This is a genomic window from Acinetobacter sp. Lyrl_1 (assembly GCF_051948795.1).
GTDB classification, from domain to species: domain Bacteria; phylum Pseudomonadota; class Gammaproteobacteria; order Pseudomonadales; family Moraxellaceae; genus Acinetobacter; species Acinetobacter towneri.
Genome location: NZ_JAYJLK010000047.1, coordinates 1 through 17285 on the forward strand (window position 1 = coordinate 1; position 17285 = coordinate 17285).

At 39.4% G+C, this 17285-nt stretch carries 23 protein-coding genes; 7 read left to right on the forward strand and 16 right to left on the reverse strand.

The window, feature by feature from the left end; translation table 11 throughout:
* Window positions 1-73 precede the first annotated feature (73 nt).
* Window positions 74-1147: an XRE family transcriptional regulator gene (locus tag VF675_RS11950; RefSeq protein ID WP_131261387.1), complete on the reverse strand. Its 1074-nt coding sequence runs from the start codon at window positions 1145-1147 to the stop codon at window positions 74-76.
* A 20-nt stretch (window positions 1148-1167) separates the two neighbouring features.
* On the reverse strand, window positions 1168-1788 hold the full coding sequence (locus VF675_RS11955; protein WP_136144301.1) for a hypothetical protein: 621 nt from the start codon (window positions 1786-1788) through the stop codon (window positions 1168-1170).
* Window positions 1789-2311: 523 nt separating this feature from the next.
* On the opposite strand from VF675_RS11955, the gene VF675_RS11960 reads away from it, so the two are divergent.
* A complete protein-coding gene (locus VF675_RS11960; RefSeq protein ID WP_180061122.1) occupies window positions 2312-2707 on the forward strand; it encodes a hypothetical protein in 396 nt (131 codons plus the stop codon).
* A 41-nt stretch (window positions 2708-2748) separates the two neighbouring features.
* Here VF675_RS11960 and VF675_RS11965 read toward each other — a convergent pair whose 3' ends face one another.
* Window positions 2749-3114: a hypothetical protein gene (locus VF675_RS11965; RefSeq protein WP_323712317.1), complete on the reverse strand. Its 366-nt coding sequence runs from the start codon at window positions 3112-3114 to the stop codon at window positions 2749-2751.
* A gap of 150 nt (window positions 3115-3264) precedes the next feature.
* On the opposite strand from VF675_RS11965, the gene VF675_RS11970 reads away from it, so the two are divergent.
* A complete protein-coding gene (locus VF675_RS11970) occupies window positions 3265-3858 on the forward strand; it encodes a hypothetical protein (RefSeq protein WP_242757453.1) in 594 nt (197 codons plus the stop codon).
* An 84-nt stretch (window positions 3859-3942) separates the two neighbouring features.
* Here VF675_RS11970 and VF675_RS11975 read toward each other — a convergent pair whose 3' ends face one another.
* From VF675_RS11975 to VF675_RS11995, 5 genes are all read right to left on the reverse strand, one after another.
* Window positions 3943-4653: an SGNH/GDSL hydrolase family protein gene (locus VF675_RS11975; RefSeq protein WP_440205281.1), complete on the reverse strand. Its 711-nt coding sequence runs from the start codon at window positions 4651-4653 to the stop codon at window positions 3943-3945.
* Window positions 4654-4815: 162 nt separating this feature from the next.
* A complete protein-coding gene (locus VF675_RS11980) occupies window positions 4816-5559 on the reverse strand; it encodes an SDR family oxidoreductase (protein WP_004973576.1) in 744 nt (247 codons plus the stop codon).
* Between the two features lie 10 nt (window positions 5560-5569).
* Complete coding sequence (locus VF675_RS11985) at window positions 5570-6268, reverse strand: histidine phosphatase family protein (protein ID WP_004973573.1); 699 nt, start codon at window positions 6266-6268, stop codon at window positions 5570-5572.
* Window positions 6265-7386, reverse strand: a complete 1122-nt coding sequence (locus VF675_RS11990; protein WP_004973572.1) for a phosphotransferase family protein — start codon at window positions 7384-7386, stop codon at window positions 6265-6267. Before VF675_RS11990 ends, VF675_RS11985 begins: the two co-directional genes overlap by 4 nt.
* 130 nt (window positions 7387-7516) lie before the next feature.
* Window positions 7517-8758 carry an acyl-CoA dehydrogenase family protein gene (locus tag VF675_RS11995; protein WP_004973568.1) on the reverse strand — a complete coding sequence of 414 codons (1242 nt, stop codon included), beginning with the start codon at window positions 8756-8758 and terminating at the stop codon, window positions 7517-7519.
* Window positions 8759-8851: 93 nt separating this feature from the next.
* On the opposite strand from VF675_RS11995, the gene VF675_RS12000 reads away from it, so the two are divergent.
* Complete coding sequence (locus VF675_RS12000; protein ID WP_104851971.1) at window positions 8852-9769, forward strand: LysR family transcriptional regulator; 918 nt, start codon at window positions 8852-8854, stop codon at window positions 9767-9769.
* Between the two features lie 104 nt (window positions 9770-9873).
* Here VF675_RS12000 and VF675_RS12005 read toward each other — a convergent pair whose 3' ends face one another.
* From VF675_RS12005 to VF675_RS12025, 5 genes are all read right to left on the reverse strand, one after another.
* Window positions 9874-10365: a hypothetical protein gene (locus tag VF675_RS12005; RefSeq protein ID WP_004973565.1), complete on the reverse strand. Its 492-nt coding sequence runs from the start codon at window positions 10363-10365 to the stop codon at window positions 9874-9876.
* A 375-nt stretch (window positions 10366-10740) separates the two neighbouring features.
* Entirely contained in the window at window positions 10741-11124 is a 384-nt protein-coding gene (locus VF675_RS12010) for a type II toxin-antitoxin system HicB family antitoxin (RefSeq protein WP_004973564.1), read from the reverse strand.
* A 2-nt stretch (window positions 11125-11126) separates the two neighbouring features.
* Window positions 11127-11315, reverse strand: a complete 189-nt coding sequence (locus tag VF675_RS12015) for a type II toxin-antitoxin system HicA family toxin (protein ID WP_004973562.1) — start codon at window positions 11313-11315, stop codon at window positions 11127-11129.
* Between the two features lie 133 nt (window positions 11316-11448).
* Window positions 11449-12843, reverse strand: a complete 1395-nt coding sequence (gene fumC / locus VF675_RS12020) for a class II fumarate hydratase (RefSeq protein ID WP_440205279.1) — start codon at window positions 12841-12843, stop codon at window positions 11449-11451.
* A 174-nt stretch (window positions 12844-13017) separates the two neighbouring features.
* The gene (locus VF675_RS12025) at window positions 13018-14022 is read right to left on the reverse strand and encodes an SDR family NAD(P)-dependent oxidoreductase (protein WP_346813526.1); all 1005 of its coding nucleotides are present in this window, start codon (window positions 14020-14022) and stop codon (window positions 13018-13020) included.
* A gap of 60 nt (window positions 14023-14082) precedes the next feature.
* Between VF675_RS12025 and tusD the strand changes: the two genes are divergently transcribed.
* From tusD to VF675_RS12045, 4 genes are all read left to right on the forward strand, one after another.
* Window positions 14083-14451, forward strand: coding sequence for a sulfurtransferase complex subunit TusD (tusD, locus tag VF675_RS12030; RefSeq protein ID WP_154320742.1), 369 nt, complete (start codon window positions 14083-14085; stop codon window positions 14449-14451).
* 43 nt (window positions 14452-14494) lie between these two features.
* Window positions 14495-14845 (forward strand): hypothetical protein, encoded by a 351-nt coding sequence (locus VF675_RS12035; protein WP_004973555.1) that lies wholly within the window; start codon window positions 14495-14497, stop codon window positions 14843-14845.
* Window positions 14846-14910: 65 nt separating this feature from the next.
* Window positions 14911-15195 carry a DsrH/TusB family sulfur metabolism protein gene (locus tag VF675_RS12040; protein ID WP_004973553.1) on the forward strand — a complete coding sequence of 95 codons (285 nt, stop codon included), beginning with the start codon at window positions 14911-14913 and terminating at the stop codon, window positions 15193-15195.
* A gap of 58 nt (window positions 15196-15253) precedes the next feature.
* Window positions 15254-15565 (forward strand): TusE/DsrC/DsvC family sulfur relay protein, encoded by a 312-nt coding sequence (locus VF675_RS12045; protein WP_026438386.1) that lies wholly within the window; start codon window positions 15254-15256, stop codon window positions 15563-15565.
* 31 nt (window positions 15566-15596) lie between these two features.
* Here the strand turns inward: VF675_RS12045 and VF675_RS12050 are convergent, their stop codons facing one another.
* The 3 genes from VF675_RS12050 to VF675_RS12060 form a co-directional block, all read right to left on the reverse strand.
* On the reverse strand, window positions 15597-16085 hold the full coding sequence (locus VF675_RS12050) for a winged helix-turn-helix transcriptional regulator (protein ID WP_004973550.1): 489 nt from the start codon (window positions 16083-16085) through the stop codon (window positions 15597-15599).
* Window positions 16086-16283: 198 nt separating this feature from the next.
* Complete coding sequence (locus VF675_RS12055) at window positions 16284-16742, reverse strand: hypothetical protein (RefSeq protein ID WP_440205280.1); 459 nt, start codon at window positions 16740-16742, stop codon at window positions 16284-16286.
* Entirely contained in the window at window positions 16732-17109 is a 378-nt protein-coding gene (locus VF675_RS12060) for an immunity protein Imm33 domain-containing protein (protein WP_004973545.1), read from the reverse strand. Before VF675_RS12060 ends, VF675_RS12055 begins: the two co-directional genes overlap by 11 nt.
* Between the last annotated feature and the right edge of the window lie 176 nt (window positions 17110-17285).

Genomic DNA, 17285 nt, shown 5'->3' on the forward strand with positions numbered 1-17285 from the left:
AATATATTACAATTGCTTACAAATAACAAATCTACATCGTACATTAAAATAAAAGCGCCATTAGGCGCTTCTTTTAAACAATGGTAAGAGTTCTTGGCTTTTTAGGAACATCCATTCCAACAAGATTTTCAAGGAAGCTGACATTCACATCCAAAGCTTGAGCAATATCCTCAGCAAAAATTTTCTTTTTTGCGAGCATTGCAAAGCAAGTTTGAAGAAGCTCAGGGTTTTCCTTAGGAATCAAATAGTCTTCTTTTTCAGTAATGGATTCACTATTTTTTCTCAGTGCAATTACACCACTGGTGTATTGTTCCTGAGTCAATAAACCCAAAGACTTGGCTCTGTAAAGAATTGCGGCCTTACTTACCTTCCACGTCTGTTTAAACTCACTTAATTTAGCCCAGTTATAACGACCACCTTTAAACCATGTAGGGAAATGAGTTCGCATCATTGTTTGTGGAATTAACAGTGCCGAAGCAAATTGATTTGCCTCTGATTCAGTAAGACGATCGCCTGTCACCGTACCATCATGAAGAACTAAATGTCCAAGCTCATGAGCAAGGTCAAAGCGCTGGCGACATTCACTTTCTTTTGCTTCATTACGTACAAAAATAGGTCGCTTTGTTGCTAAAGATAAGGCATCTACTTCTTTTGATACAGAAGAAAATGTCGTTACTACGATTCCATGAGTTTCACAAAGACGAATCATATTGCTAATTGGACCTAAACCAAGCCCCCAATCAGCACGACACTGTTCTGCTATCGCTTCAATAGAAATAGACCGATCAGAAGCCTGAATATCATATTTAGGCAATCTAAGTTTAGAATCCAGATATTCAGTCAATCGCTTAATATATTCTCCACGAGCAATAACAACTTGTTTTGTTGCTACTTTTGTAGATCTTAGGCTTCTAAAGTGGATTTGCTCTTCCTGTAAGACAGGTTTTAAATGAGTAAATAGCCCTACGGGAACATTAAAGTATGCGGCAGCTTGTTGAATAAATTGAGAACTTGGCATGGTCTGCCCTGTCTCAACTTTGTGAACATACTGCCGTGTGCACTCAAGGTGCTGACCTAACTCCTCTAAAGACAGTTGATTAAACTGTCTCAGAAGTTTTAGTTCTAATCCATTAAAAGGCGTGTTCATAATGACATTGCTTGCTACTACTATTTAAATTTGGTATCCAAATCTTCGTATTGAAGATCATCTTCATCAGGATCTCCAACTGATGGTGCATCTAAATGAATAGGTTCTGGAGTAATTGGATCTACTAAATGTAACTTATTACCATCCAGATTGTCATTAGATCGCCAATAAGCAACAGGCACTGTGGCTAAATTAAAGCCAACAAATTCAACAAATGCTTCTTCTTCCTCTGACTTTGGCGCATTCAGAATGAACTTCCAAATCACAGGCTGGTTATTATCAACCTGAAATAGGTCATAATTTGCAGGTGTATATTTTCTTAATTTTAATGATTTGGGATCCGTAAAGTCGCCTTTACAGAAACCAATTTGCGCATAACCAATTTGAAAAACGAATCTAAACGTCCCATCTTTTAAGTGAACTTCTACAGGACAGTCCTGTGATACGATTAATTTTTTAAATTGTTCATACGTACGGCCAAATATCGCTGTACCGCGAGTATAGTTATTATCATTTTCACTATTTAAAATTTCGTGAACATCAAAATAAATATCAAGCATTGGGGTAGCGAAGTATTCAAGCACTTCATCTGTTAGTAAGGGCTCAAAAGCCGATGGAGGATGCAACTTTGTTTCTGTCATATAAATTAGTCCAAAATTAATTTTGAGATGTTGGTTAAAATTAAAATAGGACTAAATTGTGAATTTGTCAACCAACTTTTTGGACTAAAACAGAGATTTGTCAACTAAAGTGCCATTTGGACATTTAGTACTGAAAAATAAAAGCCCGCATCAGCGGGCATTTTTTATTCTTTATTTTATTTTTGCTACGATCTGCTCCTCACCTATCTCACAACGTATTTCTACAGCACAATTTAGCCCAAATATAGACAACAATAATTTAAACATCATTTTCCCCAAGTATTTCTTTATCTATTTGGGTAGATTTGAGTTATGTTTCATGCGATTCATTCGATCAATATCTGTAGGTTTGTAGCCATGATCCAAGAGATACTTGGTCTTATCATCGGGATAGTCTCTCAGAATATTGACTCTCCGACAAACCCGGTACGGTTCATTCCTTCTAGAATTACTATAGATTTCCAATAATTCAAGCCACAAGGTGTATACTCTCACGCGATCATTAATCACATAAATAGACATTATGAAATTCATTATCTTGGCTTTATTTTTCTTTTCTACTTGGGCATCGGCAAAAGAAATTAATTCAATTCCAAATGAGTATATTGGACTCTGGGGTGATAGCGTCCGCACATGCAAAACTAAAGAGCCTAACGGGGACTTTATGCTCCTTGTAAATGTTACTCCAAAGCTTATTGAGGGGAGTTATGCGGAATCAAGCTTTACATTTAAACCTATTTTTATAGAAGATGACTGGATGCACAACAAAGCTCTACCAACTGCAGGATGGTATGCGCCATATTACGATGAAGATGGTGATCAGCAACAAAAACCAGTATTGATGAATGTAACGCTTTTCAAAGAGCGCAATGGATTGTACATATTGCCATTAGCTAGCACAAAACTTGTAAAATGTTAAAAAGAAGCCCGCAATCAGCGGGCTTTTTTAATAAAAAGAAATTAATAAATAATACCATCCCACCAACCACGCACATCTCTGTTGGTAGTATATGAGGCAGTGTTACCTGGTTTCAGTGTGTAGTTGCAGGTGTAAACTGTTGCATACTGACGGCCAGTTCTTGCATGTGTCAGATAATTGGTTTGTATCGCTCTTCCAGTAGAACAACCAGATAAGCTCAAGGCTTCTGATAATGTCGTATAGGAGGTTGATAGTCTTTGTGTTGGTCCATCACATTGATATTTACCTGAATTGGTCTCCCAACAAACTGCAAGTGCTGTATTAGGAGAGTCATCAGCTATTACTTGAGTGGATCCAAAAATTGAAAAACACATAGTCATAGCTGCAAATAATTTTGAAGTCTTCATCTTTAATTCCCCTTAAAAAATTAACTCTGAAATGCTGCTTAAAAATTCATATATAGCAAGACTATTTAAATAGGGATACTCCCAATATTGGGATGTCTTTTGAAAGGATCGTAGATTAATTTAAGAACAATGCTATAAAGGGACGCAAAAATGAAAAAAAATATAGTTGGACTAATCGTGTTTTCATTTATATCCATGTGTACATTTGCTGCGACTAATGGAACATATTCTATTCAAAATGGATATTATTCAATTGATGCGAGATTTGAAGAAAACAAACTTGTAATTGTTGAGCCGAATAAGACATCAACCTACCTAAAGAATAGTTCTGGCGATTATATTTTTACGAATCCTACAAACAATATCACCTATGGTATGCGCGTGTTGGACGATAAAACTTTAGAAGCTTTTAAACCAGGCGTTCCAAACTCGTCGACTATCCTAACTTTGAAATCTTCAGCACCAAAGGTTCAATCAGCCTCAAATGATGGTAAAAGCAATCAAATGAAAGCTCTTGCTGATAAATATTTTAAACTTGCGGAATCAGACAGTAACAATGTTCACACGTGGGCAAATTGTGCCTCTGTAGCTTTGGCTTATTCGAGCCTGTCTTTGGAAAAAGCAAAAGAAATGGAGTTACAAGCAGCGACTTTAATTAAGTTAAGTCAATCGCCTGTAGCAAGCACATCTCCATGCTCTGAAGTCATATCTAATAAGACTTGGATGTCCGCTCCAAGCTATTAATAAACAAAGTTAAGTTAAGCAAAAGCCCGCATTTAGCGGGCTTTTTTATACGCATTACCAAGCTTCACATCATAAGAATTCTACCTAAAACCGTTCTAAAATCATCTCCGCGACTTCTTTGCCCCAAATTTGGTAAATTTCTTTACTTGGATGAAAACCATCTTTTGCCATTTCTAAATTCATGGATTGATATTTTCGAATATCATATTCAATCCACTGCATATCTTCTTGTTGTGCAATCATTTTTTCTAATTGTAAGTTCATTTGTTTTGCGTATTGTCCAAATAGCCAAGATAATGGATTGGGCAATGCGGGAAATAAATGCATTGGTGGAACCCCCGTAGCAATGATTAATTCAGGTTGGAATTTCGCTTGAATAAGTTGATAAAAATGTTGCTGTTGTTTAATCCAAGTCTGTGCCGACATTAAGCGTGTTACATCGTTGGCACCAACAGAAGTAACCACAACATCATATTTTTGATTTACCAGTTTTTTCGTTTTTTGAATGACTTGTGAGGTAGTATCTCCAGACTGCGCCTCTAAACGCCAATGTACTTGGTACTGATGCTGCAAAGCAGAAATCACCGCACCTAAAAGCGCATCATTTTGATGTGCTACCCCAACGCCTGCAGCGGCAGAATCGCCTAAAATCAATAATGACAGCGTTTGCCCTTGCCCTGTAATACCTTCTCGTGCGCCTTCGGCTTCAGGCAATCGGATCGTGTTCTTTTTAACACGACTTCCCTGAATCACCAAAGCGGGAATTAAGGCAAGGGTTGCTGTTCTAAGCCACATCACATTTCACTCTTAAATACGAAAACCGAAAATACAAATTTTAAACCCAAACAAAAGTAGAGACTCAAATATAAAAATAGCATCGTGTCATTTAAAGTGATTGCATTCATCATCAGCTTTAAATTTCAGGATGCTATTCAAATACTATGATATCGCTGCTATTTAGCCGAGTTTATTGACCAATTTTAATGGTAAAACTTTCATAGCTAAGCCCAATGGCAACCATGGCCATTTAGGTACATAGGCTTTAATTGGCGCTTTTTCAATTTCTGCAGCAAGTAAGCGTGAACCTGTTTTTTCATCAACTTCAAAAGGCAGTTTTTTTGCACCTTCGTTGATTTCGGTACGAATATAACCAGGGAAAATAGTCGTAACTTGAATAGGTGTATCAATTAATTCTGCACGAATTCCTTCTGCTAAATGTGCTACTGCAGCTTTACTTGCACCGTAAGCAGTAAGATGTTTTGGCATACCACGAATGGCACTCATAGATGAAATCATCACCAAATGCCCTGAGTTTTGCTCACGGAAAATTTCAACCGCGGCTTCACACTGCGCCAAAGCTGAAATAAAGTTGGTTTCTACTGTGGCTTTGTTGATGGCAAAATTACCTTTACCAATGCGACGTCCTTCGCCCACGCCTGCATTGACAATAATGCGGTCAATTTGTCCAAAGTCTTGTTTAAATTCACGAAACACCTGAAACACCTGATCATAATTGGTGACATCCAGCGTTTTTGCAATAACACGAATACCAAACTGGCTTTCCAGTTCTTGTTTCAGCGTTTCCAAACGCTCTAAACGTCGGGCGCAAATTGCAAGGTTATAACCCATTTGAGCAAATTCACGTGCCATACCCGCACCAATACCTGAACTTGCACCTGTAATTAGAATTGTTTTTGTCATGGTTTGATCCTTAAATCCAAGTCAATAAATTTGAGTTTTCAGCTTTAATAAAATGATGTTCATTCAAGCTTAACAGTTGTGGTTCACTGCCGACCAAACGTAAAGTGGTGATACTTGAGTTAGTAATTGCCCAGTTCAATGCAAAGGTTTTATTGGGCGTTAAGCCTAAAATTTTACCTGCAGCCACAGAAATCACACCACCAGAAGTAAATACCACAGCATATCGTGGTTGTTTTTGGGCTAAGTCATCACATAAATGCTGCAATGCATCTTCGACACGCTGTTTAAAATGCGGCCAAGATTCTTCATATTCATGGTGATATTCACCGCCCGTCCAGCGTTCTATCGCACCTTCAAAAATTTTTGCCAAATATGCACGAGGATTGACCTCTTTGGCGACATCTTCTTTCATCAATTCAGGTTGATTAAAACGCGGTTCATACTGCGCGAAAACCTGTTGATGATTAAACTCGTTCCATGCACTGTCGGTATGAATTTCGACCTCAGGAAAACATTCTGCCAAAGCCAGTTGTGCAGTTTGCTGATGGCGCTGCATTGAACCAGCCACCACATAGGGTGCTTCTTTTAAAATGCGATCAAAATAACGTCCGAGCAATTTGGCTTGTAACTCACCATTAGGCGAAAGTTGATCATAACTTTCTGCCCCAAAAGATGCTTGCCCATGACGAATTAAATAAATGGTGGTCATTTCGGCATCAATTCCTTAAATTTGGCGATATATTTTTGTGCTAGTTCATTTGCTTCCAGTTTTTGTAAACCAATTAACTTTAAGGCACGAATATGCAAAGCATGAATGACAATCCAGAAATCCTTAAATGCAGGATTATTGGTTTGCTTGTGGAAATAACGATAATAAATTTGCTGGGCGATCACCGCTAAACGGAAAATTCCAAACACTTCATAGAATGTCCAGTTATCGGTGCTCAAGCCTGTTTTTTGCAAATAATAGTCCACCACTTGCTGACGTGTGAACATGCCTTTTAAGTGCGTTGGTTGACGACGGGTGGCTTTAAAAATTTGATTATCGGTATCTTCAACCCAATATGCCAAAGCCGAGCCTAAATCCATGAGTGGATCGCCCAGTGTTGCCATTTCCCAGTCCAAAACGCCAATCACTTGAGTCGGATGTTTCGGGTCTAAAATCACATTATCAAAACGCCAGTCATTATGAATAATGCAGGTTTTTGAATCTGCAGGAATATGGTCTAACAACCATTTACGCACATATTTAAAAGATGGTACGTTGATGGTATGTGCTTTGGCATAGCGTGCATCCCAACCTTCTACCTGACGTCGGCAATAACCATCACCTTTCCCTAATTTTTCTAGCTCAGTTCCTGCATAAGGTACTTGATGCAGCTCAATCAGTTTATCAATGACATTTACACAAAGTTCATGTACTTGAGTTTCGCTAAAATCAAGCTCTGGTGGCAATTTTGCACGTGGGATAATGCCTTCAATACGTTGCATCACGTAAAAATCGCAGCCAATTACAGCTTCATCCTGACACAACGCCACCATTTCAGGTAACACAGGATAAAACGGGGCTAAATTCTTTTGCACATGATATTCACGCGCCATGTCATGTGCAGATTTAGCTTTAGTACCTTTGGGCGGACGACGCAAAATTAAATCAGCATTGCTGTACTTAAGGCGATATGTCCAGTTCGATGCACCGCCTGAATATTGTGTGACTTCTACAGGTTCTACGACATCGACATTTTGTTGTTTTAACCATGCTGTCACTGCCTGAATATCGAGTTCTTCGCCTTCGCGTACTGTGCCGCCTACATCAATAACTGACATTATTTTTCCCTAATTTTCCAATTTTTTTAATCTAACATAGATTTTCCGTGTTCTCTTGAGATGTATCGGCAATATCAGAAATATTGCCGAATACACTACCAAGCGACACAATAAAAAATTCGCAACTGACTTATTTTTTGCGGCTGCTACGATAACCACGTTTAGCCAACTCAAGTTTGGCAATCATGCCTTTGTGTACTTCGTCTGGTCCATCGGCAAGACGTAAACTACGCGCTTGGGCAAAGAAACCTGTCAACGGTGTATCTCTAGATACGCCTGCACCACCATGAATCTGCATCGCCATATCAACTACTTTTTCCAAGACACTTGGTGCAACCACTTTAATGGCAGAAATTTCGGTAAGTGCTGCCATATTGCCTAAAGTATCCATTTTATAGGCTGCATAGAGAGTTAATAAACGTGCTTGGTCAATCGCCACACGTGCTTCCGCTACACGCTCCAAATTGCCACCGAGTTTCAGAATTTCCTTGCCAAATGCGGTACGACTCATGCCACGGTCAATCATCAACTCCAAAGATTTTTCGGCTGCACCAATACAACGCATACAATGGTGAATACGCCCCGGACCTAAACGACCTTGTGCAATTTCAAAACCTTGTCCTGCACCGCCAATAAAGTTGGCAACAGGCACACGCACGTTATCAAAACTGACTTCGCCATGACCGTGTGGCGCGTCGTAATCACCAAATACAGGTAACATGCGTTGAATTTTAACGCCCGCAGTATCCACAGGGACTAAAACCATAGAGTGTTGATGATGACGGTCTTTGGTTTCATCGGGTGTATGCGCCATAAAAATAATAATTTTGGCATTTGGATCGCCCAAACCTGAAGACCACCATTTACGACCATTCAAGACAATTTCATCGCCGTCTACGACTGCTGTTGCCTGCATATTGGTCGCATCACTTGAAGCCACTGCAGGTTCAGTCATACAAAACACAGAACGAATTTTACCTTCAAGCAGCGGTGTCAGCCATTCTGCCTTTTGTGCTTCAGAACCATAGCGCCATAAAACTTCCATGTTGCCGCTGTCGGGTGCATTACAGTTAAATACGGTTGGCGCAATCAAACTGCGTCCACTCAACTCTGCAATGTGTGCATATTCTTGTACCGACAAACCTTGTCCTAATTCTGGACAAGGTAAAAACATATTCCATAAACCTGCAGCTTTGGCTTTGGCTTTTAATTGTTCTAATTGTGCTGGCCATTGCCATTTAGTCCAGTCACCACCCTGATTTAATTCGTGAACCTCTGCCCAGAATTCAGCTTCAATCGGCTCAATTTCTTTGGCAATAAAGGCTTTGGTACGTTCTATATAGTCTTTGGCGCGTGCAGATAGCTCAAACATGGTTCAAATCCCTTAAAATATTGTATTCATTGCTTTACAACACCTTAACTTGAAAAGTAATATGAACAAAATGATTTAATTCAATAAAACACTATGAATCATGTTCATAACAATGCAAAAGTTGATCTTACCGTTTTTCATCGTTTAGACATCAATTTATACCCGATGTTTGTTGCAATTTATGAGCAGCGCAGTATTTCCAAAGCTGCACAAATTTTGTGTATTAGCCAATCTGCCGCCAGTCATGCTTTGCAGCGTTTAAGACAACATTTACAAGATGATTTACTGGTGCGAAGTGGCAATAAAATGCTGCCTACGCCTTTTGCCGAGCAAATTTATCCGACTATTAAAAATGCCTTGTTGGCGATTCAAAGTATTGCTATACAGAAACAGCAATTTGAGCCGAATATGTTGCAATCGCTCAAAATTGCTATCCATGATGAAATTGAACCGATTATTTTTCCTAAATTGGTGGCGCATTTTCAAAAGTTGAACTTGGATATTCAATTTCTGAGCCACAAATTAGACCGCAAAACGGTTTTGGCAGATTTAGCAACACAACAAATTGATTTTGTAATTGATTTAGAACAAAACTTTGGCGATAAAATTCAGTTTCAATCTTTAGTTCAAGACCAATTTGTGGTCTGTAGTTCGCAACAAGAAATGAATACCGCTCTGTATTTATCTTCTGCGCATATTGGGGTTTCATCACGGCGTACTGGTATGTTGCTAGAAGATATTTATTTGCATCAAAAGCAATTATCACGGCAGGTTTTTTTACGTTGTCAGCACTATTCTACGGCGTTACAGATTTTACAGCAGCATCCTCAAGCCATACTAACTATTCCTAAAATGATTTTAAAGCATTTGAATATGAGCCAAAAATTGAATATTTTTGATGTGCCTGTAGACTTGCCTGTAATTAATATGGGGATGTATTGGCATAAAGATTTACAGGAAAATTCAAGGCATTATTTTTTAAGAGAGGAAATTTCTAAAATCTTTGCTTAGGCTATTTTGAATTAATCTTGAATTTGCAAGTGGTTGCTAATCGTCTTGTATGATTCTATAAAAAATAAAAGCCGCCGAGACAGCTTTTTAATATGGGTTTGTTCTTAAAACTTCGCTTCCAATACTTTTGTAGATACTTTGCCTTTCCATAAATCACGCAAAATTGGCAAATAGAACTTTTCACCTACTTCTACCAATTCAGCATCAATTAAGGCATGTGTTTCATGCATAAATAAGTAATCTAGCTCCACAGTTTGTAATTGTTGTTGTGCTTTGGCGAAATCTTTACGTTTTTGTTGGGCTTGTTTCACTAACTGATCTGCAAATGTCTTGCCCTTGAACTGACTGAGCGCATTTAAACGTAATTCAATCACGCCCCACCCACTGAGCAGCAATTTAAATAACTCTAAATCTGCAGTGGTTGATTCCCACGTCATTTCTTCCAGATTTTCATTTTCAGGCAATACAGGTAGTAAAAGCTCCATTACACTTGGAAAAATCTTTTTAAAATTCAAGATAAATTTAACAGGCTGCTCACCCGGGTAATCTTTAAATTGCACGTGTTGCTGAACATCTGTTAAATAAATTGAGAGCATTGAAAATTTCCGTAGTTAAGATATTGAATTGCTGATAAAAAAATTAAATTTTGCAAAATAAATGCAAAACTTTAGCAAAACAGTATTTTGAAGTATTGCGTATTCTAGCAATTATGGCAGCTTAATCAATGTAAGTTGAATAAGGAACGGACATAAAAGAAAGCATCTAAAAGTGGTTAATGCGACTAAATGACGGGTTTTGAACTATTACATTTAGATAGCACCTTGTAGCAGCCTATTCTGCCGTTATGCAAATTATGTCTTTACACCAACACATAAATTTAAAATCGTATTAGGATGAATTACCCCTCTACATTCAAATTAAGTGCAATAGAAAACCCAGCATTTAGGCTGGGTTTAGTATATTTTACTTGATTAATGCAACGCCATTTCCGCGCTTTTAGCTAAGAATGCCGAACGGCTTAAATGTTGTTTTTTTGCAACAGCATCAATACGTTTCACTAAAGCTTCTGGCATGCTGATATTAATACGAATAGACTTTGTATTTACTTTTGTTGTATCAATATCAACTAACAACCAAAAACCCCCCTCAAATCGCTCATCACCTAACCATTGCTCTGGGCTTGATGGTTCTGGTAACGGAATATCTTCACCATCAAAGTGAACTTCAACCGCTTCCTGTGCCATGCGCTGAATATCTTGCATCTCATCTGCTGCGCTAAAGCATCCATCAAAGTCAGGAAAGGTTAAACCGTATGCGCTATCTTCATCTTTGTGAACATATACTGGATATAACATTTTTACCTCCACTCCCAACCAGCCTGTTTATATATATTGCGTAGAGTTCCTATTGGCATATCTTTACGTGGATGTGGTACCACAACATGTCCAGGCTTTTCAGGATGCTTATACTTTTCATGGTCGCCTTTACCACCCACTTTGTACCAGCCTTCCTGCTCAAGACGCTTAATAATGTCTTTGCTGTTCATTGTGTAATTATACACAACATAATTTTAATAAGAAAGAATACTTCAAAGTTTCACTGATTTTTATAAACAAAGTCTGTGTTTATCTGTCATCTTGAGCAGACAAACACAGACCTCTCAATTTACTTAAAACTGACTATTTGGTATTCGGAGCAATCATCTGTTCAGGACGTACCACTTCATCAAACTGCTCTGCTGTGACCAAATTCAGCTCTACTGCAACTTGCTTTAAGGTTTTATTTTCCTTATAAGCTGTTTTTGCCACCTCCGCTGCATTCTCATAACCAATTACAGGATTCAAAGCGGTCACTAACATGAGTGAATCATGCAAAAAGTGATCTATTTTTTCACGGTTTGCTTGAATGCCAACGGCGCAATGCTCATTAAAGCTATTACATGCATCACCCAAGAGTTGAATAGATTGCAATAAGTTATATGCAATTACTGGCATAAATACATTCAGCTCAAAATTGCCCGATGCACCAGCCACGTTAATTGTGGTGTCATTGCCCAATACCTGTGCAACTACCATGGTCATTGCTTCGCTTTGTGTTGGATTAACCTTACCCGGCATAATACTTGAACCAGGTTCATTTTCTGGAATACGCAACTCACCAAAACCACAACGCGGGCCACTGGCTAACCAGCGAATATCATTGGCAATTTTATTTAAACTCACCGCCAAAGTTTTTAATGCACCCGAAGCAAATACTGCAGCATCACGCCCTGCCAAAGCCTCAAACTTATTTGGTGCAGTCACAAAAGCTAAGCCTGTAAGCTGTGCCAATTGCTCCGCTGCCTGTACCGCATAATCAGGATGTGCATTTAAGCCTGTACCGACTGCTGTACCACCAAGCGGCAACTCATACAAGCCTGTTAAAGCCTGTTCCAAACGCTTTAAACTATGATCTAATTGAGATACATAGCCACTAAATTCCTGCCCTAAAGTTAATGGCGTTGCATCTTGTAAATGTGTACGTCCAATTTTGACAATTTCAGAAAATTCTTCACTTTTGGCATGCAACGTATCACGCAAACCCTTTACTGCAGGAATGAGCAGTTCATTAATTTGCAAACTCGCTGCTACATGAATTGCAGTTGGAAAAGAATCATTGGTCGATTGGGCACGATTGACATGATCATTCGGATGTACAGGCTTTTGCGCACCTAAAGGATTCCCCAGTTTTTGATTGGCGATATTGGCAATCACTTCATTGCAGTTCATGTTACTTTGCGTACCCGAACCTGTTTGCCACACCACCAAAGGAAATTGGCTATCCCACTGCCCTGCAATGACTTCATCTGCTGCACCGACAATGTATTGCGCCAACTCTTGCGGGGTTTGCCCTAAGTTTGCATTGGTGATTGCCGCAGCTTTTTTAACCAAACCCATAGCGCGAATCATGGCGCGTGGTAAACGCTCATTGCCAATTTTGAAATTTTGTAAGCTACGCTGAGTTTGTGCGCCCCAAAGCGCGTCATTCGGAACTTCAACTTCACCCATGGTGTCATGTTCAATACGTGTTTGCATGTTCAGCCTCATTCCCTCGTGATTTCGTTATGATGTCATGTATTCTTATATTGATCTTATAAAAACCAGACAATCAAGTAAATGATAATTATTATCAATAATTCCGTTGCATTGTATCTGTTTCAGCTATGAGGCTTCGTGAATCGCCTTTCAACGAATTTTATAGCGCTGCTTTTAATGCTTGAGCGTATTTTGATAAAAATGCCATTCATCTTCTAGCATTTTTTCCAGACTACGTTTTGGCTGCCAGTGTAAATACTGTTGTGCTTTATCTACGACTGCACCCAACTGATCCAACTCAGGATATTCATAATGAATTGCAGGAACTGTAGCAATCTCAGTGTCAGTCACTTCACTAATACGTGCAAGTAATTGCTGAATTGAAACCACTTCTCCTGCAATATTAAAGGCTTCACAGCTATGTGTTTGCTGAAATAACCAATGCAGACTTGCGATTACGGCTTCACAGGCATCGAGTACGTGTACAAAGCTTCGTTCTGCGGTTTGATCTGCAGTATTGGCTTGCTGACGTAGCTCAATCGCTTCACGCTGCTGTACTGCGACTTGCATCGCCAAAGGAATAATATTTTTAGGTAATGGAGCAACGACTTCGCCTAAAATACCGTGTTCAAACGCGCCAGCAATATTACTCAAGCGCAAAATAGCGATATTCCATTCATTGTCGGTTCTAAAAGTATCTTGGATGATTTCTTCAACCATCTGCTGAGATTTTACATACGGATTGGCATAGGTGTAATTAAAGCTCTGGCTTTCTTCCAGACTCAATCCCGACTTACCATAGACCGCGATACTTGAAAGATGCACCAAACGACGCACGCCTGTACGTTGCATAGAACGCAATAAACTCATAATACAACTGACGTTATCGTTATAATATTCCAGTGGTTTAAGCACCGATTCTTCTAAAGATTTAAACCCTGCACAATGCACCACCGCAGTAATCGAATATTGTTCAAAGACTTTGTTCAGCGCAGGCGTGTTTCTTACATCTAATTTGGCAAAAGGCACATAACGCCCTGCAATATATTCAAGTCGCTCTAAGGTCTGCATACTTGCATTGGATAAATTATCTACAATAATGACCTCTTGCCCTTGAGCCATTAGGCTTAATGCAATGTGTGAGCCTATAAAGCCTAAACCACCAGTCACTAAAATCATTTATACTACCTTTTTTATAAAGTCTGAATGCGCCTTGGCACATTGCATTAGTGAATTTTGATGAGCACCTTATTACTAATAACCTCCGCACCAACCTCTATTCATGCATGGCATGCACTCGGTCTTGCTCAAGCCTTACAACAGAAAAATGAGGCTTTTCGTGTGTTTTTTTATCAAGATGGCGTTGCTGTAGCGAATGAGTTGCAATGGGTACCCGATGATCAACGCAACCTCAAAACAGAATGGCAAAAATTGTCTATTCGTTTACCCGTATGTGTAAGTGCCGCACTGGCACGTGGTATTAGCGATGCAGACAATGCCAAACGCCATCAACTGAGCCAACACAATTTAGCCGCAGGCTTTGAATTGGTTGGCTTGGGCGAACTGGCCGATGCAGTGCAAAGCACAGAACGCCTGATTCAATTTTAAGCGATTCATTTTGTAAATCTGTTGCATTTAAAAGGTAAATTGTGTGAAAACTGTACTCGTGGTTTTACGTCAGGCCAATTTAAACAGCTTACAAGTGCATGAAAGCTTGTCTGCAACAATGGTACTGGCAACTTTTGGTTGTGAAGTCAAAGTGTTATTACAAGATGCGGCATTAAGCCTATTACAGTCGGAACTGGCATTTGATTCACTAAAACATGCTTTTAAAGTGGCATCCAATTTGGTCGATAGCTTTGAGTTTTATGACCTCAGCCCAATTTTGATTGAAAATAAACATGCTAACTCGCCGTTTATCAAAAATACGGTACATGAAATTGAATGGGTGGAACTGAATCGGGAGCTGATTCAAACCTTTGATCGGGTTTTATATTGGTAGGTTGATCGGTGGTTTAACAATCTGATTGATCATTTGACCATATCTAAACATCTAAAGAGAAAAGCATGTCTGACGCAAATTTATATTTAATCCAAGCGAGCTTTGATAGCACCGCAACAATTTTAGCAGAGCTAAATGCCTTGTATGCTCCGCAAGACAGCGTTGTACTTATGGGTGATGCGGTATTGCATCAGCAACATCCACTCTGTGCCCAGCTAGACAAAATATATGTACTGGAAAATGATGCAGAAATATTGAATGGTCATTTGGCGGAAAATGTACAGCCGATTAATTATGCAGCTTTTGCAACGCTGTGTTTAGCACATCAGCGCTGTATCAGCTTAAAATAGCAAGCCGTAATGATATGAAACCAATGCAAAGCATTTTTAAGGGTGAATGAAACAAGAGATGACACTAGAATTAGATCAAGATGGACATTTGCTGGATTACACTGTCTGGAATGAACAAGTGGCGCAAGAATTGGCGCAAAGTTTAGAGCTTGAACTCACAGCTTGGCATTTTGAAGTTTTGCACGCTGTACGCCAATTTTATCAGCAATTTGGACACTCACCTGCAACGCGTCCTTTAATCAAATTTTTAATGAAAACTGTAAGCCCAGAGATTAACAACGCTGTTTTGCAGGAAAAATTTAATACAGGTTTGGTGGCACGGCATTTAAGTCGTTTAGCGGGTATTCCTAAACCAGCCAACTGCTTATAGACAAACTGTTGCTGATTAATACAGCACTGATTTAGGCTTGTTTTAAATTCTGCTGTGCTTGGATGTACTGATAATACACTGGGGTAAAATGTGGTTTTACTTGCTTGGCATGCAGTTCTTCACCACATTCCGAACATACCACGACAGGTTGAAACGTCTTAGCACAATTTTTATGGATGTATTCCACAGGCTTACCTAAACCTTGATCCATCCATTTATCTGCCCAATTTGCCATAGACAGCATTAAGGGATAAAGCTCCAAGCCCTTCTCTGTCAATTTATATTCAAAACGTTCTTGGCGCTCTACATAAGGCACTTTGACTAAAATTTCATGTTCCACCAAACGCTTTAAACGATCTGACAATACATGCCGCGTTACGCCCAAATGTTGTTGAAAATCATCAAAGCGACGCATGCCCATAAAGGCATTACGAATAATCAGCATCGTCCAACGGTCACCAATCACCGACAAGGTTCGTGCAATCGAACAAGGCTGCTCGCCAATTTCATCCCATTTCATCTATGTCGCCTATCCCTCAGTTCACTACCTGCAAGTTAAAAGATTCTACAGTCTTTGCAAAGTTAGTTTTGCATGAAAATTGATAAAAAATGAAGTATGACTTCACAATCTGCTTAAAAGGAATCCCCAGTTTTTGGGGTTTTATACGCCTGCATCTTCAATCTTTAAATTTGCTATTCACTTATAAGGCAGATCACACTATTTAGATGTAGCTCCTGCACAAAAAACTTGTTCAGTCATACCTGAAGCCGTGAAACTGTTGTGCTGCTGTTCTAAATAACGCTTTGCCACCATTAACATCACAGGTGCAGGATACAAGTTTGGATTGTGCTCGGAAATTTCAGCAATATTTTTATAGGCGTGATAGCGTGCACAAAATGCCTGTTTTTGTTGTTCTGCCGTTGCTTGGCTAGCTGGGTCATCCAGTATTTTTTTGCTGTCATTCACAATTTGCGTGTATTGATTTAACAAATCTTGATATTGCGTTTGGGTCAATCCATCGACTGCGTGTTGGATTGTAATAGGCGTCGATGATGCTTCAAGTGCCAACTGCTGCGCTTGAATACCTTGTGCCATTACGCTCAGACTTTGCAGTCCAAGCATAATGCTCACCGATATTTTTGCCATGTTCGACATGCGCATAGGCTTAAGACTCATCGCCTTCTTTCCAGACATCTTCATAGTCATCAGCATCAATCATAAAGCGGTAGCCTTGTTCTAAAGCCAAGTATGGAAGCACATCGGGCAAAATATCTTGTAGCTCGCGTACAGGCATGGTTTCAAAGTTCACGTCATCTTCACCCAATTCACCGCCATAAATGTACCACGCGACTTTTTCTTCACCTTCTGGCGCTTTACGCAAGCCCACAAGTGGATCTTTATTTAAGGTCTGGACTGCAACTGCGACAACATCATCGCCACTCACAGCAATATAGGCTGAACCAAATTCTTCACAGAGCAGTTTTTGTTCTTCTATCAACTCTGCCAAGGCTGAGTTTTTTTGCTTTTGCTGTGGTTTAGACATGACAATTCTCTAAGATAAGCTGTGAGTATTCTAACGAGATTGTACAGATAGAAAATCTTTATTTTTATCCACTGGAGCGAAAAACCTCGTGGTTCAGCACGAGGATATAAGCGACTGGAGTAAACCATATGAACGACACGAAATGTCGTTTTAAATACTTGTACTATAGTCACTAT

Excerpts from the sequence above, each read along its gene's own strand:
- VF675_RS12055 (WP_440205280.1), bottom strand. The coding sequence starts at position 16,742 with ATGAGTCTTAAGCCTATGCGCATGTCGAACATGGCAAAAATATCGGTG.
- VF675_RS11955 (WP_136144301.1), bottom strand. The coding sequence starts at position 1,788 with ATGACAGAAACAAAGTTGCATCCTCCATCGGCTTTTGAGCCCTTACTA.
- VF675_RS11960 (WP_180061122.1), top strand. The coding sequence starts at position 2,312 with ATGAAATTCATTATCTTGGCTTTATTTTTCTTTTCTACTTGGGCATCG.
- VF675_RS12050 (WP_004973550.1), bottom strand. The coding sequence starts at position 16,085 with ATGAAATGGGATGAAATTGGCGAGCAGCCTTGTTCGATTGCACGAACC.
- VF675_RS11995 (WP_004973568.1), bottom strand. The coding sequence starts at position 8,758 with ATGTTTGAGCTATCTGCACGCGCCAAAGACTATATAGAACGTACCAAA.
- VF675_RS12025 (WP_346813526.1), bottom strand. The coding sequence starts at position 14,022 with ATGATTTTAGTGACTGGTGGTTTAGGCTTTATAGGCTCACACATTGCA.
- VF675_RS12045 (WP_026438386.1), top strand. The coding sequence starts at position 15,254 with ATGACACTAGAATTAGATCAAGATGGACATTTGCTGGATTACACTGTC.
- fumC (WP_440205279.1), bottom strand. The coding sequence starts at position 12,843 with ATGCAAACACGTATTGAACATGACACCATGGGTGAAGTTGAAGTTCCG.
- VF675_RS12005 (WP_004973565.1), bottom strand. The coding sequence starts at position 10,365 with ATGCTCTCAATTTATTTAACAGATGTTCAGCAACACGTGCAATTTAAA.
- VF675_RS12060 (WP_004973545.1), bottom strand. The coding sequence starts at position 17,109 with ATGTCTAAACCACAGCAAAAGCAAAAAAACTCAGCCTTGGCAGAGTTG.
- tusD (WP_154320742.1), top strand. The coding sequence starts at position 14,083 with ATGAGCACCTTATTACTAATAACCTCCGCACCAACCTCTATTCATGCA.
- VF675_RS12040 (WP_004973553.1), top strand. The coding sequence starts at position 14,911 with ATGTCTGACGCAAATTTATATTTAATCCAAGCGAGCTTTGATAGCACC.
- VF675_RS11975 (WP_440205281.1), bottom strand. The coding sequence starts at position 4,653 with ATGTGGCTTAGAACAGCAACCCTTGCCTTAATTCCCGCTTTGGTGATT.
- VF675_RS12010 (WP_004973564.1), bottom strand. The coding sequence starts at position 11,124 with ATGTTATATCCAGTATATGTTCACAAAGATGAAGATAGCGCATACGGT.
- VF675_RS11980 (WP_004973576.1), bottom strand. The coding sequence starts at position 5,559 with ATGACAAAAACAATTCTAATTACAGGTGCAAGTTCAGGTATTGGTGCG.
- VF675_RS11990 (WP_004973572.1), bottom strand. The coding sequence starts at position 7,386 with ATGTCAGTTATTGATGTAGGCGGCACAGTACGCGAAGGCGAAGAACTC.
- VF675_RS11965 (WP_323712317.1), bottom strand. The coding sequence starts at position 3,114 with ATGAAGACTTCAAAATTATTTGCAGCTATGACTATGTGTTTTTCAATT.
- VF675_RS12000 (WP_104851971.1), top strand. The coding sequence starts at position 8,852 with ATGAATCATGTTCATAACAATGCAAAAGTTGATCTTACCGTTTTTCAT.
- VF675_RS11985 (WP_004973573.1), bottom strand. The coding sequence starts at position 6,268 with ATGACCACCATTTATTTAATTCGTCATGGGCAAGCATCTTTTGGGGCA.
- VF675_RS11970 (WP_242757453.1), top strand. The coding sequence starts at position 3,265 with ATGAAAAAAAATATAGTTGGACTAATCGTGTTTTCATTTATATCCATG.
- VF675_RS12015 (WP_004973562.1), bottom strand. The coding sequence starts at position 11,315 with ATGAACAGCAAAGACATTATTAAGCGTCTTGAGCAGGAAGGCTGGTAC.
- VF675_RS11950 (WP_131261387.1), bottom strand. The coding sequence starts at position 1,147 with ATGAACACGCCTTTTAATGGATTAGAACTAAAACTTCTGAGACAGTTT.